This is a genomic window from Sinimarinibacterium flocculans (assembly GCF_003201205.1).
Classification (GTDB): domain Bacteria; phylum Pseudomonadota; class Gammaproteobacteria; order Nevskiales; family Nevskiaceae; genus Solimonas; species Solimonas flocculans.
Genome location: NZ_QICN01000007.1, coordinates 39,694 through 63,356 on the forward strand (window position 1 = coordinate 39,694; position 23,663 = coordinate 63,356).

Sequence of the window (23,663 nt, forward strand, 5' to 3'; positions counted from 1 at the left end):
AGTCTACCGATGCGTGGCAGGATGCAGGGGCGCGGTGCAGAATTTGCTGGACCTCGTCGGGCCGGGCCGCATGTGCCCCCCGTCCATCGAACCGGAGGTGCAGCCGATGCTGGCCGCAGGGACGCAGCTGGGGAAGTACAGGATCGTTCGCCTGCTTGGACGCGGCGGCATGGCGGACGTCTACGAGGCCGAGGACGCCATGCTCGGCCGCCGCGTCGCACTCAAGGTGCTGCCACCGGAGTTCGGACGCGACGACAAGGCCGTCACGCGCTTCCAGAAGGAGGTGCGGGCAGCCGCCGTCCTCAACCATGCCGGCATCGTCACCGTCTATGACGTCGCCCAGGAACAGGGCCTGCACTACTACGCCATGCGCCTGCTCGCCGGCGGCGATCTGCGTGAACGCATCGAGCACGGCCTGACGCCGGAACAGGCACTGGGCGTGCTGCACCAGCTCGCCGGCGCCTTCGCGCACGCGCACGCCGCCGGCTTCGTGCACCGCGACGTCAAACCGGAGAACATCCTGTTCGACGAACAGGGCCGCGCCGTGCTCACCGACTTCGGCATCGCCAAGGCGATCTCGTCGAGCGCCAAGATGACGGCGACGGGCGTCTCCATCGGCACGCCACGCTACATCAGCCCGGAACAGGCGCGCGGCAAGCCGGTGGACGCGAGGGCGGACCTGTACAGCCTCGGCGTGATCCTGTTCGAGATGCTCGCCGGCCGCACGCCGTTCGACGCCGAGGATTCGCTGGCGCTGATCTTCAAGCACGTGACGGAGCCGGTGCCGCGGCTGCCGCCGCAACTCGAGCGCTATCAGCCGCTGGTCGACACACTGATGGCCAAGGAGCCGGACGAGCGGCCGGCGTCGGCGGAGGACGTGCAGGCGATGGTGCAGCCGTTCCTGCCGGCCGAGCGCTCGCTGCGGCTGCCCGCCCTCAAGACGGCGCCCGCTGCCCCGGCCAACGAGCGCGTCGTGACTGCCGAGCGCCGGTACGCCGAGCAGCTCGCCGAGGAAGAACAGCGTCAGAAGCGTGAAGCGCAGCGTCGCGGTTCCGACGCCATGCCGCAGCCTGCGCCCGCTGCCGCGCCGCCGCCCCCGGCGCCCCCGCCACCCTCCGAGCCCGCGCCGGCCCGGACTGCGCCGCCGCCTCGCGATCGCGGTGCCGCACCGCCGCCGGCGTCCGGGCCGTCAGCACGTGTCGCGACGGCGCCGTCGGCGATGCGCTGGCTGCCCCTGCTCGCGGCGGCCGTCGGGCTGCTGCTGGTCGTCGCTGCGGTCTGGCAACTGCTGCCCGGTGACGCCAGCGACGACGGACCGGTGCCGGCGATGACCGGCGACGTCATCGCCGCCGTGGCGCCGGAGAGCGGCGGGACCGACAGCCCTGCCGAACCGCCGCCCACCGTGATGCCGGCGGCCGCGCCTGCGCCGACGGACGCCCCGGTCGACGTGGTCGACGAAGGCGATGCGGCCACCGCACTCGAAGCGAACGCCGAGGCGCAGGCGCGCGAGCAGGCCGAGCGCGAGGCGGCGCAGCGCAAGGCGGCGGCGGAACAGCAGCGCAAACGCCAGCTGGAAGAGGAGCGGCGCGAGCGGGCGGCCGCCACGCCGACAGCAGCGCCGACGCCGGATCCTGCGATGAGCAAGGCCGAGAGGATGCAATGGGAGCGGGCGCGCTGCGACCGCCACGTCTCCGAGCTGTTCCCCGGCTGGACCTTCACCTATGCGGAGATCGCCGACTATCCCGGCGTGAAGAAGCAGCAGAGCGGCTACGTCGAGACGCCGCCGCTGGCGGCCGACTACGGCGCGATGCAGCGCTATATCATCGACCCGAACGGCTGCATCGTCGGCACGCTGCCGGCGCAGTGAGCCGCCAGGGGACCAGCCAAGGGGCTAGGCGTTGGAGCTGTCGTTGATCGAATCGATCGCACGCAGCACGTCGGTGCGCGAGATCAGGCCGACCAGGCGGTTGTCCTCGACCACCGGGTAGCGCCGGTAGGGCTTGTCGAGAAACATCTTCGCCAAGTCGAGAATCGACAGGTCGGTGTCGACGGTCACCGGGTTCTTCGACATGAAGTCGGCGACCTTGCCGCCCATCACGCCGTGATAGCTGGCGTGGATCGCCACCTTGAGGCAGTCGTGCTCGGACAGGATGCCGATGACGTTGCCCAGATTGTCGAGAACCGGCGCGCCGGAATAGCCCCGGTCGGCCAGCTGGTGGATCGCCGTCATCACGTCCATGTCGGGCCTGAAGGTCAGCAGGCTCTCGGCCATGAAGTCCCGCACCGTGATCGAATGCAGCATTGCGTTTCCCCTCGCCCGAATGTCAGCGCTGCTGCGGTTCTTCCGGTCCGCAGGCCTCGGTTTTGCCGCAGACCTCGCAGACGCCGCCGGTGAACGCCGCCTGGCTCGCACACGTGCCCTTGAGTTCGCGACCGCGCACCAGCCAGCCGATGCCCAAGCCGGCGAGCGCCAGGCCGAAGAGCGTGAAGACGGCGAGGAAGGTCGTGATCATGGGGGGAGTGTCGCGCTAGTGGTGGGTGGGTGCAAGCGTGCTTCTGCGAAGCGTTGTGCCGGCCATCCATGGCGCAACTTTGCGCCGTTGAACAAGCCCCTGGGCGGCCATCCTTGGCCGCCCGTGATCAAACCGCTGCGAATGTCCACCGGACATTCGCACGCTTGCGGTTTGATCACCCCCCGAAGTCATCCAGCATGATGTCTTTGCGCTCGACGCCGAGGTCGAGCAGCATCTTGATGACGGCGGCATTCATCACCGGCGGGCCGCACATGTAGTACTCGCAATCCTCGGGCGCCTTGTGGTGCTTGAGGTAGTTGTCGAACAGCACGTTGTGGATGAAGCCGGTGTGGCCGGTCCAGTTGTCCTCGGGCAGCGGCTCGGACAGCGCGACGTGCCATTCGAAGTTCGGATTCTCCGCGGCGATCCTGTCGAAGTCCTCGACATAGAACATCTCGCGCTTGGAACGCGCGCCGTACCAGAACGAGACCTTGCGCTTGGTCTTCAGGCGCAGGAATTGGTCGAGCAGGTGCGAGCGCATCGGCGCCATGCCGGCGCCGCCACCGACGAACACCATCTCCTTGTCGGTGTCGCGCGCGAAGAACTCGCCGAACGGGCCGGAGATCGTGACCTTGTCACCCGGCTTGAGGTTGAAGATGTAGCTCGACATCTTGCCCGGCGGGACGTTCGGCAGCTTCGGCGGCGGGCTGGCGATACGCACATTGAGCATGATGATGCCCAGCTCCTCGGGATAGTTCGCCATCGAGTACGCGCGTTCCAGCGGCTCGGTGACCTTGGACGTGTACTGCCAGAGGTTGAACTTGTCCCAATCCTCGCGGAACTGCGGTTCGACGTCGAAATCCTTGTAGTGCACCTCGTGCGCCGGGCATTCGATCTGGATGTAGCCGCCGGCGCGGAAATTCACGCGTTCGCCCGGCGGCAGTTCCAGCACCAGCTCCTTGATGAAGGTCGCGACGTTGTGGTTCGAGCGCACCGTGCACTCCCACTTCTTGACCCCGAAAACCTCCTCCGGGATCTCGATCTTCATGTTCTGCTTGACCGCGACCTGGCAGGACAGGCGATCACCCTCGCGCGCCTCGCGCTTGGTGATGTGGTTGAGCTCGGTCGGCAGGATGTTGCCACCGCCTTCGAAGATCTTGACGCGGCACTGCGCGCAGGAGCCGCCGCCGCCGCAGGCCGACGGCACATAGAGGCCGCAGCCGGCCAGCGACTGCAGCAGCTTGCCGCCGACGGGCACCTCGACCTCGCGCTCGTGGTTGATCAGCAGCTTGACGTTGCCGGCCGGCACCAGCCGGTCCTTGGCGAACTGGATGACCACGACCAGCGCGAGGATCACGCCGGTGAAGACCGCAACGCCCAGACCGATTTCGAGAAACATGTCGCTAGCCCCTTAAAGCTGGATGCCCGAGAAGGCCATGAAGCCGAATGCGAGCAGGCCCGAGGAGATGAAGGTGATGCCCAGGCCCTGCAGCGCCGGCGGCACGTCCGAGTACTTGAGCTTCTCGCGCACGCCGGCCAGCAGCACGATCGCCAGCGCCCACGAGGCGCCGGACGACACGCCATAGACGCAGGCCTCGGGGAAGGTGTAGTCGCGCTCGACCATGAACAGCGAGCCACCGAGGATCGCGCAGTTCACGGTGATCAGCGGCAGGAACACGCCGAGCGCCGCGTACAGCGCCGGCACGTACTTGTCGAGCGTCATCTCGAGAATCTGCACCGAGGCGGCGATCACGCCGATGTACAGGATCAGACCGAGGAAGCTCAGATCGGTGTTCGGCAGGCCCGCCCACGACAGCGCACCCGGCTTGAGCACGTACTGGAACAGCAGGTTGTTCAGCGGCATCGTCAGCGACTGCACCGCGATCACCGCCACGCCCAGGCCGATCGCGGTCTCGATCTTCTTCGAGATCGCGAGGAAGGTGCACATGCCGAGGAAGAACGCGAGCGCGAGGTTCTCGACGAACAGCGAGCGGATCGCGAGGTTGATGTAATGCTCCATGGCGATCTCTCCTTAATGCGCTTCGGCGCCGTGCGCCTGGCCGGCCTGGATGCGGAAATCCGGCTTCTCGACCTGCTCGGGCTTCCATGTCCGCACGGCCCAGATCACCAGGCCGATCAGGAAGAACGCCGACGGCGGCAGCAGCAGCAGGCCGTTGGGCACGTACCAGCCGCCCTCGGTGGCCAGCGGCAGGATCTCGACCCCCAGCAGCTTGCCGGAACCGAACAGCTCGCGGATCACCGCGAGCACGATCAGGATCGCCGAGTAGCCGAGCCCGTTGCCCAGTCCGTCGAGGAACGATGGCCACGGCGGGTTGGAGATCGCGAAGGCTTCGAGGCGGCCCATGACGATGCAGTTGGTGATGATCAGGCCGACGAACACCGACAGCGGCTTGGACTGCTCGTAGGCCACGGCCTTGAGCGTCTGGTCGACGAGGATCACCAGCGTGGCCACGATGGTCATCTGCGCGATGATGCGCACGCTCGACGGCACGTAGTTGCGGATCGTGCTGTAGAACAGGTTCGACAGCGCGGTCACCATCGTCAGGCCCACGCACATGATCAGCGCGGTCTCGAGCTTGCTGGTGACGGCCAGCGCCGAACAGATGCCGAGCACCTGTAGGATGATCGGATTGTTGTCGGCGATCGGCGAGAGAACGATCTTCTTGGCTTTCACATCGGACATGGCTGGGACCTCAGGCTGAGGGCGCGGCGGCGGCGCCCGCGTGCTGCGTCGCGAGGCGCTCGAGGAAGGGTTTGAAGCCGTCTTCGGACATCCAGTAGCGGACGAGGTTGCTGACGCCGTCGGACGTCAGCGTCGCGCCGGCCAGCGCGTCGACCTTGTGTTCGGCATCGGGGGCCTGCGGGTCGACGCCGCCCTTGACCAGGCGCAGCGCCACTTCGCCCTGCTCGTCGTAGACCTTCTTGCCCGACCACAGCTGCTTCCAGTTCGGATTGTCGACCTCGCCGCCGAGGCCCGGGGTCTCCGAATGCTGGTAGAAGTTGATGCCGACGACGGTGTTGCCGTCGGACTCGACCGCAAGAAAGCCGTAGAGCGTCGACCACAGGCCGTAACCGTTGACCGGCAGGATCACCGTGCGCGGCGTGCCGTCGTCGTTGTAGAGCATGTACACGGTGGCGTACTTCGGCCGGTACTTGATCTTGGCGATGTCGGCGCTGCCGAGAATCATCTGCCCGCCCTGTGCCGGGTCCTTGGCGGCCGAGTACTGATCGTAGGTGGCGGGGTCCACGTCCTCGACGATTGCCCCCGTGTCGAGCTCGACCACCTTCGGCGTGATCTGCTTGAAGGCCTCGTCGATGTTCATGCCCGGCTCGTACATGTTCACGACGCGCAGGATGTTCTTGCGCTTGTCGTCGAGCTTCGAGGCCTGCTGGACCGGGCGCAGCGCGATCGCCGCCACGGTCACCAGCAGCGAGCACACGAAGCACAGCACGCCGGCGACGATCAGGGCGTTGGCCTTGGTGTCCTTGATTGCCATGAGCGGTCCTTTAGTTCGTGGCCAGACGGCGCTGGCGGCGCGCGACGTTGGCGCGCACGACGCCGTAGTCGAACAGCGGCGCAAAGATGTTGCCCAGCAGGATCGCGAGCATCACCGATTCCGGGAACGCCGGGTTGATCACGCGCACCAGCACGACCATGACGCCGCAGAACGCGCCGAAGATCCAGCGTCCGACGTCGGTGTGCGCCGCGGAGACCGGGTCGGTGGCCATGAACATCAGGCCGAAGGCGAAGCCGCCGACGGTCAGATGCCAGTGCCACGGGAACGCGCTCATCGGGTTGTCGCTCGAGCCGACCAGGTTGAACAGCAGCGTCGCAGCGATCATGCCGAACAGCATGCCGAACACGATGCGGTAGCTGGCGATGCCGGTATAGAGCAGGAAGGCGCCACCGATGAAGATCGCCAGCGCCGACACCTCGCCGACGCTGCCCTGCTCGATACCGATGAAGGTCTGCATCCAGGTCAGGCCGGTGTCCTTGACCGCCTCGAGACCGCCGAGCTTGGCGATGCCCAGCGTCGTCGCCGACGTGAAGCCGTCGACGGCGGTCCACACCGCGTCGCCCGAGTGCTGCGCCGGGTAGGCGAAGTACAGGAAGGCGCGGCCGGTGAGCGCCGGATTCAGGAAGTTCTTGCCGGTGCCGCCGAAGATCTCCTTGCCGATCACCACGCCGAAGCTGATGCCGAGCGCGACCTGCCACAGCGGCACCGTCGGCGGCAGGATCAGCGAGAACAGGATCGAGGTGACGAAGAAGCCCTCGTTGATCTCGTGGCGGCGCACGGTCGCGAACACGACCTCCCAGAAGCCGCCGACGACGAAGGTCACGATGTAGACCGGCAGCCACAACCAGAAGCCGTACCAGAAGCAGTCCCAGATGCTGCCGGGGTCGAATCCGGCGCCGACCAGGTGCAGCATCGCCACCAGCCAGCCGTCGGCCTGGCTGCGGCCGAGCTCGGCCAGCGCGGTGTTGGCCTGGTAGCCCACGTTCCAGCAACCCATCGCGATCGCCGGGAAGGTCGCCAGCCAGACGTAGATCATCACCCGCTTGAGGTCGATGCCGTCGCGCACGTGCGGCGCGGCACGGGTCACGTCACCCGGCGAGTAGGCGATGGTGTCCACCGCCTCGTACAGGGGGTAGAACTTCTCGAAACGGCCGCCCTTCTTGAACAGCGGCTCGACGCGGTCGAGAAAGTTTCGCAGTGCTGACATAGTTAACCTGCCTCGGTTGACGCATCCGGCGGCGTTGCCGGAAGGCGTCTTTCAGTTCCGTTCGGGCGGCGCCGTGTGGGCCGTCCGTGGCGCGACCTCGTCCATTGTCGCCAAGCCCTGCCCGGGCATCCATGCCTGGGCGTTCATCCGGCCCCGGAGCACAGCTCCGGGGCGTTCCCCGGCGCAGAAAAGTGCCACCGGCACTTTTCTGGCCCGCGCCGGCTCACCCCTCCTGCTCGATCTGCTCGAGGTTGGCGCGCAGGATCGGGCCGTAGTCGTGCTTGCCGACGCAGACGTACGAGCACAGCGCCAGATCCTCTTCGTCCAGCTCCAGCGCGCCCAGCGCCTGCGCGGCGTCGGTGTCGCGGACCAGCAGCGCGCGCAGCAGCGGCGTCGCCAGCATGTCGAGCGGCATCACCTTCTCGTAGTTGCCGATCGGCACCATCGCACGCGGCGAACCATTGGTCGAGGTGTTCATCGCCATGCGCCGCCGGCCGCGGCTGAACGCGGAAAAGAACACGTTCAGCACCGAGTGGCGGTCGCCGGCCGGGTTGATCCAGCCCAGCAGCCGGCGCTCGCGACCCTCGGCGAGCACCGTAATCTGCGAGTTGTAGCGGCCCAGGTAGTTGCCCCAGCCCCGCGCCTCGCGGCCGCCGAACACAGAACCCGACAGCGGCCGTGCCTCGCCGGACTTGATCTCCGGCGTGATCAGCTCGGACAGACAGGCGCCCAGACGGGTGCGCAGCAACCGCGGCTTGACCACCTGCGGCCCGCCGAGCGCGACGACGCGCGTCGGATCGATCCGCCCCGTGGTGAACAGCCGGCCGATCGCGACCACGTCCTGCGGCCCGAGATACCAGTTGCCGCGCGCGGCGCCCACCGGCTTGAGGAAATGCATGTGCGTGCCGACGAGCCCAGCCGGATGCGGCCCCTCGAACTCGGCGACGCGGATCTGCGGCAGCTCGGGCACCGGAACGGCGGCGCCGGGCGCCTTGCAGACGTAGAGTTCGTCGGCCAGTCGCGCGAGCACAGTCAGGCCGTTGCGGAAATCGTCCTCCTGCCCGCGCAGGACCACGGCCGGATCGGCGGCGAGCGGCCGGGTGTCGATGCAGGGCACGAAGATCGCCGCCGGCGTCGCGTCGACCTTCGGCACACGCGAATAAGGACGCGTACGCAGGGCCGTCCACAGGCCGGAAGTCCGCAGCTGCTCGCGCACCTCGTCGGCGTCGATCGCGCCGAGCTGGTCCGCGGACCAGGACTTGAAGGTGATCTCGTCATTGCCGTCGAGGCGGATCACGACCGATTGGAGCACGCGGCGTGCACCACGATTGATCGCGACGACCTCGCCGGCGCCCGGTGCGGTGTGCAGGACGCCCGGCCGGCGCTTGTCCTCGAACAGCGGCTGGCCCAGTTTGACCCGGTCGCCGACCTCGACGTACATCGTCGGCTTGAGGTCGATGTAATCCGCACCGACGACGCCGACGGTGGTCACCGCGGGTGCGTCGTCGATGCTCTGTTCCGGGACACCCTGGAGCGGCAGGTCGAGGCCCTTTCTGATCTTGATGCGCGTGACATCCACGAGCGGGCCACCTGTAGTCTGGGTTGCAAAGCGCGCGGATTTTAGTCAATCGATCCCGGTGCCGCCACCGGGCGCGGGCGCAAGTGCCGGCCGGGAAAGCCGAATTGCCGGTTCGCGCAGGGCGGAGACGCTCAGCCGAGCGCGGCGAGAGCCCGGGCGACGGCGCCGGCCAGCGGCTGCGGCCACACGCCGCCGACGATCAGGGCCACGAGCAGCAGCGCCAGCGCGACGCCGCGGGTGACCGTGATCTCCGACCAGACGGTCTCCGGCCGCATGCCGCCCGGCCGCGGCAGGAACTGCACCACCACCAGCCGCAGGTAGTAGAACAGGCCCACCGCGCTGCCGAGCACGACGGCGACGGCCAGCACCCAGGCGTGCCGCTCGACCGCGGCGGCGAGGATGTAGAACTTGGCGAGAAAGCCGACCGTCAGCGGGATGCCGGCCTGCGCGAGCAGCATCGGCGTGAACACCGAGGTCACCAGCGGGCGCCGCCAGAACAGGCCACGGTAGTCGTACAGGTGGTCGGCGTCCTCGGCGTTGGCGCCCGGCGACAGCGCGGCGATGGCGCCGAAGCTGCCCAGGGTCATTACCGCATACGCCGCCACATAGAACAGCACCGCCTCGCGCGCCGTGTCGCCACCCACCAGAAACGGCACCAGCAGGTAGCCGAAGTGCGCGATCGACGAGTACGCCAGCAGACGCTTGACGTTGTTCTGCTGCAGGGCGGCGAGGTTGCCGACGGCGATGCTGGCGATGGCCAGCGCCGCGAGCGCCTGCGTCAGCATCGGCGTCTGCGCCAGCGACGCCGCGTCGAGCCAGCGCAGCAGCACGACGGCGACCGCGCCTTTCGAGACCGTCGCCAGGAACCCGGCCACCGGCGCCGGGGCGCCCTCGTAGACGTCGGCGGTCCACAGATGGAACGGCACCAGCGACAGCTTGAAGGCGAAGCCGACCCAGACCAGGCCCAGCCCGGCCTGCGCGATCGCGCGATCGCTGCCCTCGCCCGCCGCCAGCAGCGCGCCGAGCGCGTCGAACTGCAGGCTGCCGGTAGCGGCGTAGACCAGCGCGAAACCGAACAGCAGCGTCGCCGTCGAGGCCGCGGACAGCACCAGGTACTTGATGCCGGCCTCGAGCGGACGCTTGCGCAGCAGGGGATACGCCACCATGCCCAGCAGCGCGACACCCAGCGTTTCCAGCCCCAGCAGCAGCGTCGCCGCATGGCGTGCCGCGGTCAGCACCATGGCGCCGAGCACCGCCAGCAGGAGCAGCAGGTACATCTCCTCGCGCCAGCCGTCGTGACGCGCGAGGTACCCGTAGACCAGCAGCACGGTGATCGCACCCGCAGCGGCGAACAGCGCCATGGCAAGGCGCGCATAGTCGTCGATGACGAGCAGCGGCGTGATCTCGACGGTCGGCTGCGGGATCAGACAGGCTCCGACAGCAAGGATGAAACCCAGCGTCGTCAGCTGCGCGATCGCGCGGTGATCGCGCTGTGCGGCGATCAAGAGCATCACCAGCACGATGCCGGCCGCCATCAGCAGCAGCGGCGCGCCGGCCAGAAGCTGGACCTGCAGCGCCGCGCTCATGCGCCGGGCACTCCGAGCGCATACCAGTTCGCGATCTGCGCCAGCGGCGCGAACGCGAGGTCGATCACCGGTTGCGGATACAGGCCGAGCGCAAGCAGCGCGAGCATGACGAAGGCCATCATCAGCTTCTCGCGGCCTGTCAGGTCCTCGATCGGCGTGTCGTCGGCCGGCGGTCCGTGCAGTGCCCGCTGCACGATGTACAGCGAGTACACGGCAGCGAGAATCAGGCCGGTGGCCGCGATCGCGGTGATCCACGGCGCGACGGCGAAGCTGCCGAACAGCACCAGGAACTCACCGACGAAGTTGCCGAGGCCCGGCAGCCCGAGCGAGGCCAGTGCGAAGAACATCAGCGCGGTCGCGTAGTGCGGCGCGCGCCGCGTCAGCCCGCCCATGCGCCCGAGTTCGCGGGAGTGCAGGCGCTCGTAGAGTTCACCGCAGAGGATGAACAGCGCGCCGGTGGCCAGACCGTGCGCGAGCATCAGCAGCAGCGCGCCCTGCAGCGCCAGCGTCGTGCCGGCATAGATGCCCAGCAGCACGAAGCCCATGTGCGACACGCTGGTGTACGCGACCAGGCGCTTGATGTCGGTCTGCACCAGCGCCATCTTCGCGCCGTAGAGGATGCCGAGGATCGCCAGCGCCATCGCCACCGGCGCGAAATCCATGGATGCATTCGGGAACAAGGGCAACACGAAGCGCAGCAGCCCGTAGGCGCCGGTCTTCAGCAGCACGCCGGCCAGATCGACCGAACCGGCCGTCGGCGCCTGCGAATGCGCGTCCGGCAGCCACGGGTGCAGCGGAAACACCGGCAGCTTCACCGCGAAGCCTAGGAAGAAGGCCAGCATCAGCAGCATTTCCTGCAGCGAACTCAGCGGCGTGTACAGCAGCTCGGCATAGCTGAAGCTCCATTCGCCGGTGTTCTGCTGATGCAGCCACACCAGCGCGAGGATGCCGACCAGCATCAGCAGGCCGGAGGCCTGGGTGAAGATGAAGAACTTGGTGGCCGCGTAGACCCGCGAACGCCCGCCGCGACTGCCCCCCTGACTGGAATGGCCCCAGAGCGCGATCAGGAAGTACATCGGCACCAGCATCGCTTCCCAGAACACGAAGAACAGGAACAGGTCCAGCGCCATGAACACGCCCATGACCCCGGCGAGGTTCCACAGCAGGTTCAGATGGAAGAAGCCGACGTACTGCTGGATCTCGCGCCACGAACAGGCGACCGACAGCACGCCGAGCACGCCGGTCAGCAGCACCATCAGCAGGCCGAGACCGTCGATGCCCAGATGGAAGCTCACCCCCCAGCGCGGAATCCAGCCGGCGCGGAACTCGATGATCCACTCGGGCGAACCGTGGGGCGGCACGACCGGCGCCACGCCGGCATGCGCCCAGATCCAGATCGCGAGCACGCAGGTCGCGGCCATCGACAGCAGGCCGATCCAGCGCGGCCAGGTCAGCGACCAGCGCTCCGCGTACCAGGCCAGCAGACCGCCGAAGAACGGCACCAGTATCAGCGCCGGCAACAGCCACGGATTCAGGGCCGGACTCACGTCCATTGCGCCGCTCCGACCAGCACGACGATGCCCGCCGCCATCGCCGCGGCATACCAGCGCAGCTGGCCGTTCTGCGGCTTCAGCGCGAGCCGGTGCAGCCACATCAGTGCGATCGCGACACCGTCATAGACCTGGTCGACGACATCACGGCGGTTGATCCGGGCCAGCGCGTACAGCGGCCGCACGAACAGGGTGTCGTAGAGCACATCGAAGCCCCAGCCCGACTGGATCAGGCGGCGCAGCGGCGTTGCGGCGGGCGCTCCCTCGGCACCGCGGCCATACCAAAGCCACGCCAGCGCGATACCGGCGAGCCCGGCCGCGACGGCGAGGATTTCCGGCAGGTGGCTGGCCGGCTTCGCCGGATCGTCCGGCAGCACGCCGGACAGCGGCAGCGCGATCGCGCCGCCGACGACCGACAGCAGCATCAGCACGAGCCGCGGCGCGCGCATACGGACGTTGTCCGCGTCATGCGCATGTGTGTGCTCACGGCCGAGAAAGACAATGAACACGAGACGGAACGTGTACAGGCCGGTCAGGAAGGCGCAGACCGTCCCCATCGCCCACCAGAGCTGATGTCCGTTCGACCAGGCCCCTGCAAGGATCGCCTCCTTGCTCCAGAAGCCGGCGGTGACAAGGGGCAAGGCCGCGAGCGCCGCACCGCCGACGACGAAGCTCCAGAACGCGAGCGGCAGCGTCCGGCGCAGGCCGCCCATGCGGAAGATGTCCTGCTCGTGATGGCAGGCGAGGATCACGCTGCCCGACGCGAGGAACAGCAGCGCCTTGAAGAAGGCGTGCGTCATCAGGTGGAAGATCGCTGCCTGCCAGGCGCCGGCGCCGAGCGCGAGGAACATGTAGCCGATCTGGGACATCGTCGAGTACGCCAGCACGCGCTTGATGTCGGTCTGCACCAGCGCGGCGGTGCCCGCCAGCAGCAGCGAGACCGCACCGATCCAGCCGACCCAGGCCAGCGCGTCCGGCGCCAGCAGGTACAGGCCATTGAGCCGTGCGATCAGGTAGACGCCAGCGGTCACCATCGTCGCCGCGTGGATCAGCGCCGACACTGGCGTCGGGCCGGCCATCGCGTCCGGCAGCCACGCCTGCAGCGGTAGCTGCGCCGACTTGCCGACGGCGCCGCCGAGAATCAGCAGGGCAATCAAGGTCGGCGTCCACGTGTCATTCGCCCAGACCAGCGGCGCGGCCGTGAGCACGGTCGTGATCTCGAGCGTGTGCAACTCGCGATAGAGCAGGAACAGCCCGATCGCCATTGCCGTGTCGCCGACGCGCGTCGTGATGAAGGCCTTGCGCGCCGCGGCACCGTTGGCCGGGTCGTGATTCCAGAAGCCGATCAGCAGGTAGGAGCACAGGCCCACGCCTTCCCAGCCGAGGTACAGCAGCAGCAGGTTGTCGGCCAGCACCAGCACCAGCATCATCGCGACGAACAGGTTCATGTACGCGAAGAACTGGCGATAGTGCGGATCGTCGCGCATGTAGCCCGAGGCATAGCTGTGAATCAGCGCGCCGACGCCGGTGATCACACCGGTCATCGTCAGCGCCAGCCCGTCGAAATGCAGCGCGATGCGCGGCGCGAAGCTTTCGAGCTGCAGCCATTGCCACAAGACGGCGGTGAACGGCTCGCGCGCGTCCAGCCATTGCAGGCCGATCGCTGCCGTCAGCAGCGCGGCGCCGGCGATCGACCCGACACCGAGCAGAGTCACGCCGGCACGCGGAATACGCGTCCACAGCAGCAGCACCGCGGCGCTCGCCAGCGGCAGCCAGGCGACCCAAGGCAGCAGGGCACCGGCGTTCACGCCTTCATCCCCGCCACCGCATCCGGATCGAGCGAACGGAAGCGCCGGTGAATCTGCAGCAGCAGCGCCAGACCCACCGCGACTTCCGCCGCCGCGAGCGTCAGCACGAGCACGAACATCACCTGCCCGTCGGCCTGTGCCCAGCGGCTGCCGCCAACCACGAAGGCCAGCCCCGCGGCATTGAGCATGATTTCCAGGCACATCAGCGAGAACAGCAGGCCGCGGCGCACGAGCAGCCCGGCCAGCCCGAGCGCGAACAGCGCCGCGCAGACGCCGAGCGCATGTGCAAGCGGCACCGCGCTCATTCGCTGCTCCCCCGCGCCGGCTGTACCCGACCGAGATGGAAGGCCGACACCAGACCCGCGAGCAGCAGCATCGATCCAAGTTCGACCGCGAGCAGGTACGGCCCGAACAGCAGCATGCCGACAGCCTTGGGTCCGATTTCGACGCCGGCGGTGGGTGCGTCGAGCGTCCACAGCGAGGCCAGCAGCTGCATCAGCAGCGCCGCGGCGAGCAGACCCGGCCCGATCCAGTAGCGCGGTCGCAGCCACGGCGCCTCGTCGCGCGCGGCGCCCGGCCCGAGGTTGAGCAGCATCACGACGAACACGAACAGCACCATGATCGCGCCGGCGTAGACGACGATTTCCAGCATCGCCGCAAACGGTGCGCCGAGCGCGAGCATCACGCTGGCCGCGCCGAGCAGCGAGACGATCAGGTACAGCAGCGCGTGCACCGGATGCGCGCGCGTGATCGCGAGCAAGGTCGCCGCGAGCGCGACCGCAGACGCGCCGTAGAACAGCAGCGTCACGGCAGCAGGCTCCTCGGATCGACGGGCGGCTCCTCGTTCTGCGCCGCGCCCTTGGGTTTACCGGACACCGACAGGCCGGCGACCTTGTAGAAGCTGTAGCCCGGCTGCTTGCCCTGGCCGCTGATCAGCAGGTGCTCCTTCTCGTAGACCATGTTGCTGCGGTCGTACTCGGCCATCTCGAAATCCGGCGTCAGCTGGATCGCGTAGGTCGGGCAGGCTTCCTCGCACAGGCCACAGTAGATGCAGCGCGAGAAGTTGATGCGGAACCACTCGGGATACCAGCGCCCGTCCTCGGGCCGCTCGGTCTTCTGCAGGGCGATGCAGCCGACCGGGCAGGCGACCGCGCACAGGTTGCAGGCGACGCAGCGCTCCTCGCCGTCCGGATCGCGCGTCAGCACGATGCGGCCGCGGTAGCGCGGCGGCAGGTAGGGCATCTGCTCCGGATACTCGATGGTCGACTTGCGGTGGAACAGGTGCAGGAACACGCGCCACAGCGACAGGCATTGCGTGTAGAAGCCTTCGACCAGCAGGCGCAGACCGGACGGGGATGGCGTCGGCATCAGCCGGCCCTCCACAGGACGACGGCACCGGTGACGGCCGTGTTCAGCAGCGCCAGCGGCAGCAGCACCAGCCAGCCGAAGCGCATCAGCTGGTCATAACGCGGCCGCGGAATCGCCGCACGCAGCAGCACGAAGAACAGGATGAAGGCACCGGTCTTCAGGCAGAACCACAGCAGCGGCATGAACGCCCAGCCGAACAGGGTCAGGCCGCACGTCGGTCCGAGCCAGCCGCCGAAGTACAGCGTCGTCAGCAGCGCGGAAACCAGGATCACCGCGACGTACTCGCCGACGAAGAACATGCCGAACTTCATGCCGGAATACTCGGTGTGGAAGCCCGCCGTCAGCTCGTGCTCGGCCTCCGGCAGGTCCAGCGGCAGGCGGTGCGTCTCGGCCAGACCGGCAATCATGAACAGCAGGAAGCCAAGCACCTGCGGGATGCCGTGCTGGTACGAAACGATGTTCCAGCCGCCGCGCTGCGCCTCGACGATGTCGGCCAGGCCGAAGCTGCCGGCCTGGATCACGACGCCGACCAGCGCCAGCCCCATGAACACCTCGTAGCTGATCGACTGCGCCGCGGCACGCACCGCGCCGATCAGCGCGTACTTGCTGTTCGAGCTCCAGCCGCCGAGCAGCACCGCATAGACCGCCAGCGAGGTCATGCCGAGCACGAACAGGATGCCGACGTTCCAGTCGGCGGCGACATGGATGCCCGGCGCGACCGGCACGACGGCGAAGGCCAGCAGCACCGTGGCCATCGCGATCGCCGGCGCGATGACGAAGACCGTGCGGTCCGCGAACGGCGGCACCCAGTCGTCCTTCGTGAAGATCTTGATCATGTCGGCGACGACCTGGCCGATGCCGAGGAACCAGACGCGGTTCGGGCCCCAGCGGTCCTGCCACAGGCCGAGCATGCGCCGCTCGACCCAGATCAGCAGCGCGGCGGTGCCGACGACGGTGGTCAGGATCGCACCGACCATCAGTGGATTGACGCCGTCCGCGCTCACGGCTGCACCCCGGCTCGGAACCCGTGGTCACGGCCCTGCCGCGAGTCCGAGCACGCTCCCGCACCCGTTCGCGCTGCGCGCAAAGCACCGTGTCGCGCGCTCATGCCGCCTCCACGCGCAGCGCGGCGCCGGCGCGCACCGCCGGCACGCCGGGCAGGCCCCGCGGCACGCCGGCCGCGCCGGGCGCCATCGTCTCGTCGAGGCGCAGTTCGGCCATCCAGCGCAGTCCGTCGCTGCTGCATTCGACGCGGCGCCCCTGCGCAAGGCCATGGGCGCCGTCCGGATGCACGACGACATACGGCGCCGGCACACGCGTTGCAATTGCCGCACCGCGCGCCGACAGCTCCTCCGACCCGAACAGCTCGTACAGCCAGACGACTTCGAGCGTCCCGGCCGCTTGCCAGGCCGGACGCGCGTAGTAAGGGGCCGTTGCCTCTCGCCCCAGCAACAGCACGCCCGGATCGCCGCCGCGCAGCGGGCCGTTGATCTCGTGCTGGAACTTGTTGACCGATTGCACCGAGTTCCAGCGCGGCGCCCAGAAGATCGGGATCTCGGCGGGCGGCGCGCCGCTGCGCGCGCCCTCCATCGAGAACGCCAGCGGCGTGTCGGCATCCTGCGGCGGCCGCGGTTCGTGGATGTCGCGATGCGCGTGCATCGCGGTGCGGCCGCTGGAGCGGTGGGACTGCCGCGGGATGCGGCTGCCGGCGAGGCGGAACCGCGCCGACGGCGCGGCGTCGACGATGCCGGCGAGCGCCGGGTTCGCGCCTGCGCACTGTGCGATCAGCGCATCGAGCGTGTCGCCGAAATCCACGCCCGCCGCCGGCGCCGATTGCTGCAGCCAGCGCCAGGATTCGCGGATGTCGGTATCTCCGGGCACGAAGACCTGGAAGTGACGCTGCGCGCGGCCCTCGTGGTTCACCAGCGTGCCGTCGGTCTCGGCGAAGCTGCCGGCCGGCAGCAGCAGCGTCGCCTTCGCCGTCGTCGCTGTCGACACGGCATCGATGACGACGAGCTGCCGCAGCCGCGCCAGCGCGGCGTCGACGCGCGCACCCGGCGCCAGCCGGTACAGATCGCTTTCCAGCACGACGAGGGTGTCGACCTCGCTGGCTTCGACGCGGGCCAGCGCCGCATCGGTGTCGCCGCCGCCGAGCAGGGCGGTGCCCATGCTGTTGGCGGCACGCGGCAGCAGTGCGATCGACGGCGCGACACCGGCCTTGTCCAGCGCGATGCAGAGATTCGCGGCCTCCTGCAGCAGCGCGGTCGACTCCAGCGACGTTCCCGCGACGATCAGCGGGCGCTGCGCGGTCTTCAGCGCCGTGGCGATGTCATGCGCGAGATGGATCGCGTCGTCGTCGAGTCCCGGCGCACGCGGCTGCGTGTAGTCGAGCAGGTGCACGATCTCCTGCGCCAGTCGCGCCAGGTCGGCCGGCCGGCCGCGATGGAACCGGCGGGCGATGTCGTCGAGCCCGGTCGCGCGCGGGCCGAGGATGTACAGCGGACTCTTCGTCTCCTGCGCGAGCAGGCGCACCGAGTGGTCCTGCCAGCGTGGCACGTTGGCGGCATCGGCCATCGCGAACCCGACGTTGCGCACCGACTGGCGCAGCGCCAGCGCCAGCCGCGCGCCGGTCGCGAGCAGGTCCTCGCCGAGCACCAGCACGGCATCGGCGGATTCGGCTTCACGGATCGACGCGAGGCGTGCCGGCGTCTGTCGCAGGATCTGCACGAGCAGATCGTCGCAGGCCACCTCGCCTGCGGCGATGCCGCGATGGAAGTTCGCGTCGCCGACGAGCGCACGCAGCGCATGGTTCGCTTCGAGCGAAGCGCGCGGCGAACCGATGCCGAGCACGCGGCCGGTCGCACGTCCCTGCGCCACCCACTCGCCGAGCTGCGCGGCGGCCGCCTCGGCGGCGACCGGCGCATCGTTCAGCCGCGCGCGACGCGGACGATCGTCCGCGTTCGTGTACTGATAGCCGTAGCGGCCCCGGTCGCAGAGAAAGTAGCCGTTGAGCGCACCGTGATAGCGGTTCTCGACGCGCTTGATCCGGCCGTAGCGCTCGCCCGGCATGATGTTGCAGCCGAGCGCGCAGTGGTGGCAGACGCCCGGTGCCTGCTGCAGGTCCCACTTGCGCGTGTACGACTCGCCGTAGGTCCTGTCGGTGAACACGCCGGTGGGACAGACCTCGACGAGGTTGCCGGAAAACGGGCTTTCGAGCATGCCGTCGGACGCGCGCCCAAAGTAGACATGATGGTGGGCGCCGAAGACGTTCAGGTCGCCGCCGCCGGCGTACTCGCGATAGAAGCGCACGCAGCGGTAGCAGGCGATGCAGCGGTTCATCTCGTGGCCGACGAAGGGGCCGAGATCCTGATTCACATGCGTGCGCTTGGCATGGCGGAAGCGCCGGTAGCTGTGACCGGTCATCACCGTCATGTCCTGCAGGTGGCAGGCACCGCCTTCCTCGCAGACCGGGCAGTCGTGCGGATGATTGGTCATCAGCAACTCGATGACCGCCTCGCGCATCGACACCGCGTCGGCGTGCGCAAGGCTGAAGCGCGTCTTGTCCGCGCAGGGCGTCATGCACGCCATGACGACGCGGCCCTGGGTGTCGTTCTCGTCCTTGAACTGGGTGACGGCGCACTGGCGGCAGGCGCCGACGCTGCCCAGCGCCGGATGCCAGCAGAAGTACGGCAGGTCGTAGCCGAGTTCGAGGGCGACCTCGAGCAGGTTGCGCGAGGGATCGACGGCATGCGCCTTGCCGTCGATCTGGATACCGGCCTGCGGCGGCTTGCGCGAGACGGTCATGTCTGCGCCCCCGTTTTCGCCGCGGTGATCGGCACGCCGCGGTTCGCCGCGCGCTCGAAGTCCACGCGGAAGTGCTTGAGCGCACTCTGCAGCGGCTCCATCGCACCGGGCGCGTGTGCGCAGAAGGTGCGGCCCGGCCCGAGCCAGCGCGTGAGCTGGCGCAGCACGTCGAGATCCTCCGGCTGTCCGCGGCCGGTGTGCAGGCCGGCGAGAATCTTTTCGCCCCAGGGCAGGCCGTCGCGGCACGGCGTGCACCAGCCGCAGGATTCGCGCGCGAAGAACATCTGCAGGTTGCGCACCATGCCGATGACATCGGTCTGGTCGTCGAGCACGATCATCGTGCCGGTGCCCATGCGCGAGCCGGCCTTGGCGATCGAGTCGAAATCCATCGGCAGGTCGAGATGCTCGGCAGTGAGAAAGTCGGTGCTCGCGCCGCCGGGCAGGAAGCCGCGCAGCTTGAGCCCCGCGCGCATGCCGCCGGCATGCTCGTCGAGGATCTCGCGCACCGTCGTGCCCATCGGCAGTTCCCAGGCGCCGGGATGGCGCAGCTTGCCGGAAGCACCGTAGAGCTTGGTGCCGCCGTCGCCGCATTTCGACAGGCCGCGGAACCAGTCGGCGCCGTAGTGGACGATGTGCGGCACATTGCACAGGGTCTCGATGTTGTTGACGACCGTCGGCTTGCCGAACAGCCCGGCCGTCGCCGGGAACGGCGGCTTGGCCCGCGGGATCGCGCGCTTGCCTTCGAGCGAGGAGATCAGCGCGGTCTCCTCGCCGCAGATGTAGCGACCGGCGCTGGTGTGCAGGTGCAGCTCGAAGTCGAAGCCGCTGCCGAGGACGTTGCGCCCGAGCAGGTGGCGCGCGCGGCATTCGCGCATGGCCGCGCGCAGGCGTTCGGCGGCGAGCACGTACTCGGCACGCAGGAAGATGTAGCCGACGCTCGCACCGATCGCGTAGCCGCCGATGAGCATGCCTTCGATGAACTGCAGCGGATCGCCTTCGAGCAGCAACCGGTCCTTGAAGGTGCCCGGCTCCATCTCGTCGCCGTTGGCGACGATGTACTTTTGCTTGGGCGCCTCGGCGCCCATCGGCACCAGACCCCATTTCACGCCGGTGGGGAAGCCCGCGCCGCCGCGACCGCGCAGGCCCGCGGCCTTGATCAGGCCGGTGACGTCCTGCGGCGCCATCTTCAGCGCCGCGCGCAAGCCCTGGAAACCGCCGTGGCGTTCGTAGTCCGCGAGCCCGTACGGCGGATGCTCCGGCCGGATGCGGTCGGTCAGTGGCTTGCCCGGCGGCGAGGTGCGCGCGGTCACGAGTAGCGCTCCAGGATCGCATCGAGTCGTGCCGCATCCACCGATTCGAGATCGCGATGCGTGTCGCTGCCGATCATCAGCGCCGGCGCCCGGTCGCAGGTCCCGAGACAGCAGATCGGCAGCAGCGTGAAGCGGCCGTCGCCCGTGGTCTGTCCGACATCGACGCCCAGCCGCTGCTTCAGCAGTTCGGTCAGGCGCGGCTGGCCCATGATCCAGCACGACACCGAATCGCAGACGTGGATCACATGGCGGCCGACCGGCCGCCGGTAGATCAGGTTGTAGAACGTCGCCACTGCGTCGACGTCCGCGGGCGAACTGCCGAGCTTCGCGGCGATGTCGGCCACCGCCTCGTCGCTGACCCAGCCGCGATGGCGCTGCACGATCTTCAGGGCCTCGATCGTCGCGGCCGATGCCTGCTCGTAGTGGCCGAGTTCGGTGTCGATCTCGCGGAGCTCCTCTGCACTGAGCATGGCTATCGATCCACGTCCGCCATGACGAAATCGATGCTCGCGATGATCGCGATCAGGTCCGGCACCATCAGCCCGCGCGAGATATACGGGATCATCTGCAGGTGCGGGAAGCTCGGCGTGCGGATGCGCGTGCGGTAGCTCGCCGTGCCGCCGTCGGAGGTCAGGTAGTAGCTGTTGAGCCCCTTGGTTGCCTCGACCGTCATCGTGCATTCGCCGGCCGGGATCACGGGGCCCCAGGACACGTTGAGGAAGTGGTGGATCAGGGTCTCGATGTCCTGCATCGTCCGATCCTTGATCGGCGGCGTGGTCAGCGGATGGCGCGCCTTGTAGTCGCCGGACGGCATGTGGTCGAGACACTGCTCGATGATGCGCAGCGACTGCCGGATCTCCTCGACGCGCACGACGCAGCGGTCGTAGACATCGCCGTTGTTGCCGGTCGGCACCTCGAAGTCGAAGTGCTCGTAGCCCGAGTACGGCCGCGCCTTGCGCCAGTCGAAGGCCAGCCCGGTCGCGCGCAGTCCCGGGCCGGTCACGCCCCAGTCGATCGCATCCTGCGTGCTGTAGGTGCCGATGCCGACGCTGCGGCGCTTGAGGATGGTGTTCTTCAGCGCCATCTTCTCGTAGTCCTTCAGCCGCTTCGGCATCCAGTCGAGAAATTCGCGCACCAGCCGCTCCCAGCCGTTCGGCAGGTCGGCGGCGACGCCGCCGATGCGGAACCACGCCGGGTGCATGCGAAAGCCGGTGATCGCCTCGATGACGTCGTAGGCCTTCTGCCGGTCGACGAACATGAAGAACACCGGCGACATGCTGCCGACGTCCTGCGCGTAGGTGCCGTAGAACAGCAGGTGCGAGGTGATGCGGAAGAACTCGCACAGCATCACGCGGATGGTCTGCGCGCGCGACGGCACCGTGATGCCGGCCATGCGCTCGATCGCCATCAGGTATGGCAGGTTGTTCATCACCCCGCCGAGATAGTCGATGCGATCGGTGTACGGGATGTAGGTGTGCCAGGACTGGCGCTCGCCCATCTTCTCGGCGCCGCGATGGTGATAGCCGATGTCCGGCACCGCCTGCACGATCTGCTCGCCATCGAGCTGCAGCATGATGCGGAACACGCCGTGCACGCTCGGATGGTTGGGCCCGAGGTTGAGCACCATCGTGTCGTGGTCCTCGGCGACCTCGCGCATGCCCCACTCGGCCGGATCGATCTTCAGTGCCTCCTGCTCGCGCTCGACGCGCGCCTGGTCCATCACCAGGCGCTCGGCCTCGGTCGCCCGCGCGAAGTGATCCTTGCGCAGCGGATGGCCATCCCAGGTGCGCGGCATCATGATGCGCACCAGGTGCGGGTGACCCTCGAAGCGGATGCCGAACAGGTCCCAGACCTCGCGCTCGTACCAGTTGGCGTTGAGCCACAGGCCGGTGACCGAGGGACAGCAGGGCGCATCGCCGCTCAGCGCGACCTTGATGCGCACGTCGGCGTTGCGCTCGATCGACAGCAGTTGATAGACCACGGTGAAGTCCGCCACCGGCAGCCCGTTGCGATGCTGGCGCTGGCGCTCGTCGACTGCGGTCAGGTCGTAGAGCATGCGGTAGGGCTGCCGCAGCTCACGCTTCAGCGTCTTCATCACCGCAAGCAGCTTTGCCGCCGGCACCCACAGCGTCGGCATGCCGTCGGCCGTCGCCTGTTCGACCAGCCCCTCGCCGGGGAAGCGCGCGTACAGCTCGCCGACGATGCCGGTCGGCTGCGCTTCCTGGAGGACGGCGCTAGACATCATCCGGCGTCCTCAAGTCGGTCGCTGCCATGCGCTCTGCGTGCCTGGCGTCGCGCATCGACAGCGCCGGCATCTTGGTCACCCCCTGCGGACCGACCATCCACGACAGCGGGCGGCGCTCGGACTGGATCGAGTTCTGCAGCAGGATCAGCGCCTGCAGGAAGGCCTCCGGACGCGGCGGACAGCCGGAGATGTAGACATCCACCGGCAGGATCTTGTCGACGCCCTGCACCACGGAGTAGATGTCGTACATGCCGCCCGAGTTGGCGCAGGACCCCATCGAGATCACCCACTTGGGTTCCAGCATCTGCTCGTAGAGCAGCTTGATGACCGGGGCCATCTTCAGGAACGGCGTGCCGGAGATGACGATCACGTCGGACTGCCGCGGCGTCGCGCGGATCACCTCGGAGCCGAAGCGCGCGAGATCGTGCGTGCTGGTGAACGCGGTCGCCATCTCCACGTAGCAGCACGACAGGCCGAAGTTGAACGGCCACAGCGAGTTCTTGCGCCCCCAGTTGACCGCGTGGTGGGCGAGATCCTCGAGCTTGCCGAGGAACACGCTCTTGCGGACCTGCTCGTCGAGCGACGGCGCCGCGCCCGGATCGTCCATGCGCTTGAGGCTGTAGTCCATGACCCTAGTAGCGCCGGTCCGCAGGCTTCTGCGCCTTCGGCGCCCAGTCGAGCGCCCCGCAGCGCCACAGGTAGACCAGCGCCGCCAGCAGGATGCCGAGGAAGACCATGATCTCGACGTAACCGGCCCAGCCGGCTTCGCGTGCGGCGACGCCCCAGGCCAGCACGTAGACGACCTCGAGATCGAAGATCACGAACAGCATCGCGACGAGATAGAACTTCGCCGACAGCCGCAGGCGCGCACCGCCGGTGGAGACGATGCCGGATTCGTAGGGTTCGCGGCCGAAACGGGACGCAGCGGTCCTCTGCCCCAGGACCCAGGAGAGTCCCAGCATCACCGCACACAGTCCGAAGACGAGTGCCGCGTACAGCGCCAGCTGGCCAGGTTCCATGGCTTGCTCCTCGCTGCGACGAACCGCCGAACACACGATGGCGCGCCTCGGCGCGCCGATCGAAGTTTTCCGTGTTCCGCCCGCCTATCTGAACCTCATGCGGCCATGCACGTCAAATGTGCATCCGCCCAGCCA

22 protein-coding genes are annotated in these 23,663 nt (G+C 68.3%); 1 reads left to right on the top strand and 21 read right to left on the bottom strand.

The annotated features are described in order from the left end of the window. Positions 1–34: 34 nt before the first annotated feature. A complete protein-coding gene (locus C8D93_RS12865; RefSeq protein ID WP_110265615.1) occupies positions 35–1,867 on the top strand; it encodes a serine/threonine-protein kinase in 1,833 nt (610 codons plus the stop codon). Positions 1,868–1,891: 24 nt separating this feature from the next. Here C8D93_RS12865 and C8D93_RS12870 read toward each other — a convergent pair whose 3' ends face one another. The 21 genes from C8D93_RS12870 to ndhC form a co-directional block, all read right to left on the bottom strand. Beyond that, on the bottom strand, positions 1,892–2,302 hold the full coding sequence (locus C8D93_RS12870) for a CBS domain-containing protein (RefSeq protein ID WP_110265616.1): 411 nt from the start codon (positions 2,300–2,302) through the stop codon (positions 1,892–1,894). Between the two features lie 22 nt (positions 2,303–2,324). Next, on the bottom strand, positions 2,325–2,513 hold the full coding sequence (locus C8D93_RS12875) for a hypothetical protein (RefSeq protein WP_110265617.1): 189 nt from the start codon (positions 2,511–2,513) through the stop codon (positions 2,325–2,327). Positions 2,514–2,688: 175 nt separating this feature from the next. Continuing rightward, a complete protein-coding gene (nqrF, locus tag C8D93_RS12880; protein WP_110265618.1) occupies positions 2,689–3,912 on the bottom strand; it encodes an NADH:ubiquinone reductase (Na(+)-transporting) subunit F in 1,224 nt (407 codons plus the stop codon). A 12-nt stretch (positions 3,913–3,924) separates the two neighbouring features. Beyond that, the gene (gene nqrE / locus C8D93_RS12885; RefSeq protein WP_110265619.1) at positions 3,925–4,533 is read right to left on the bottom strand and encodes an NADH:ubiquinone reductase (Na(+)-transporting) subunit E; all 609 of its coding nucleotides are present in this window, start codon (positions 4,531–4,533) and stop codon (positions 3,925–3,927) included. Positions 4,534–4,545: 12 nt separating this feature from the next. Then, a complete protein-coding gene (locus C8D93_RS12890) occupies positions 4,546–5,217 on the bottom strand; it encodes an NADH:ubiquinone reductase (Na(+)-transporting) subunit D (RefSeq protein WP_110265620.1) in 672 nt (223 codons plus the stop codon). A gap of 10 nt (positions 5,218–5,227) precedes the next feature. Continuing rightward, complete coding sequence (locus C8D93_RS12895; protein WP_110265621.1) at positions 5,228–6,031, bottom strand: Na(+)-translocating NADH-quinone reductase subunit C; 804 nt, start codon at positions 6,029–6,031, stop codon at positions 5,228–5,230. A 10-nt stretch (positions 6,032–6,041) separates the two neighbouring features. Then, positions 6,042–7,259 (bottom strand): NADH:ubiquinone reductase (Na(+)-transporting) subunit B, encoded by a 1,218-nt coding sequence (locus C8D93_RS12900; RefSeq protein ID WP_110265622.1) that lies wholly within the window; start codon positions 7,257–7,259, stop codon positions 6,042–6,044. Between the two features lie 223 nt (positions 7,260–7,482). Beyond that, on the bottom strand, positions 7,483–8,838 hold the full coding sequence (locus C8D93_RS12905; RefSeq protein ID WP_245903906.1) for a Na(+)-translocating NADH-quinone reductase subunit A: 1,356 nt from the start codon (positions 8,836–8,838) through the stop codon (positions 7,483–7,485). Between the two features lie 131 nt (positions 8,839–8,969). Next, on the bottom strand, positions 8,970–10,424 hold the full coding sequence (locus tag C8D93_RS12910) for an NADH-quinone oxidoreductase subunit N (protein WP_110265623.1): 1,455 nt from the start codon (positions 10,422–10,424) through the stop codon (positions 8,970–8,972). After that, positions 10,421–11,977, bottom strand: a complete 1,557-nt coding sequence (gene nuoM, locus C8D93_RS12915; RefSeq protein WP_110265624.1) for an NADH-quinone oxidoreductase subunit M — start codon at positions 11,975–11,977, stop codon at positions 10,421–10,423. The genes C8D93_RS12910 and nuoM overlap by 4 nt, the downstream gene beginning before the upstream one ends. Continuing rightward, on the bottom strand, positions 11,968–13,782 hold the full coding sequence (gene nuoL, locus C8D93_RS12920) for an NADH-quinone oxidoreductase subunit L (protein WP_211307329.1): 1,815 nt from the start codon (positions 13,780–13,782) through the stop codon (positions 11,968–11,970). Before nuoL ends, nuoM begins: the two co-directional genes overlap by 10 nt. Next, entirely contained in the window at positions 13,779–14,087 is a 309-nt protein-coding gene (nuoK, locus tag C8D93_RS12925; RefSeq protein WP_110265625.1) for an NADH-quinone oxidoreductase subunit NuoK, read from the bottom strand. The genes nuoL and nuoK overlap by 4 nt, the downstream gene beginning before the upstream one ends. Beyond that, complete coding sequence (gene nuoJ / locus C8D93_RS12930) at positions 14,084–14,590, bottom strand: NADH-quinone oxidoreductase subunit J (RefSeq protein ID WP_110265626.1); 507 nt, start codon at positions 14,588–14,590, stop codon at positions 14,084–14,086. The genes nuoK and nuoJ overlap by 4 nt, the downstream gene beginning before the upstream one ends. Further along, complete coding sequence (gene nuoI, locus C8D93_RS12935) at positions 14,587–15,150, bottom strand: NADH-quinone oxidoreductase subunit NuoI (RefSeq protein WP_110265788.1); 564 nt, start codon at positions 15,148–15,150, stop codon at positions 14,587–14,589. The genes nuoJ and nuoI overlap by 4 nt, the downstream gene beginning before the upstream one ends. Then, complete coding sequence (nuoH, locus tag C8D93_RS12940; protein ID WP_110265789.1) at positions 15,150–16,127, bottom strand: NADH-quinone oxidoreductase subunit NuoH; 978 nt, start codon at positions 16,125–16,127, stop codon at positions 15,150–15,152. The genes nuoI and nuoH overlap by 1 nt, the downstream gene beginning before the upstream one ends. A gap of 127 nt (positions 16,128–16,254) precedes the next feature. Then, a complete protein-coding gene (gene nuoG, locus C8D93_RS12945) occupies positions 16,255–18,954 on the bottom strand; it encodes an NADH-quinone oxidoreductase subunit NuoG (RefSeq protein WP_110265627.1) in 2,700 nt (899 codons plus the stop codon). After that, positions 18,951–20,264, bottom strand: coding sequence for an NADH-quinone oxidoreductase subunit NuoF (gene nuoF / locus C8D93_RS12950; RefSeq protein ID WP_211307330.1), 1,314 nt, complete (start codon positions 20,262–20,264; stop codon positions 18,951–18,953). The genes nuoG and nuoF overlap by 4 nt, the downstream gene beginning before the upstream one ends. Then, positions 20,261–20,734 carry an NADH-quinone oxidoreductase subunit NuoE gene (gene nuoE, locus C8D93_RS12955; protein ID WP_110265628.1) on the bottom strand — a complete coding sequence of 158 codons (474 nt, stop codon included), beginning with the start codon at positions 20,732–20,734 and terminating at the stop codon, positions 20,261–20,263. Before nuoE ends, nuoF begins: the two co-directional genes overlap by 4 nt. A gap of 2 nt (positions 20,735–20,736) precedes the next feature. Beyond that, the gene (gene nuoC, locus C8D93_RS12960; protein WP_110265791.1) at positions 20,737–22,506 is read right to left on the bottom strand and encodes an NADH-quinone oxidoreductase subunit C/D; all 1,770 of its coding nucleotides are present in this window, start codon (positions 22,504–22,506) and stop codon (positions 20,737–20,739) included. Then, a complete protein-coding gene (locus tag C8D93_RS12965) occupies positions 22,499–23,137 on the bottom strand; it encodes a NuoB/complex I 20 kDa subunit family protein (protein WP_110265629.1) in 639 nt (212 codons plus the stop codon). Before C8D93_RS12965 ends, nuoC begins: the two co-directional genes overlap by 8 nt. 4 nt (positions 23,138–23,141) lie before the next feature. Beyond that, complete coding sequence (gene ndhC, locus C8D93_RS12970; RefSeq protein ID WP_110265630.1) at positions 23,142–23,528, bottom strand: NADH-quinone oxidoreductase subunit A; 387 nt, start codon at positions 23,526–23,528, stop codon at positions 23,142–23,144. Between the last annotated feature and the right edge of the window lie 135 nt (positions 23,529–23,663).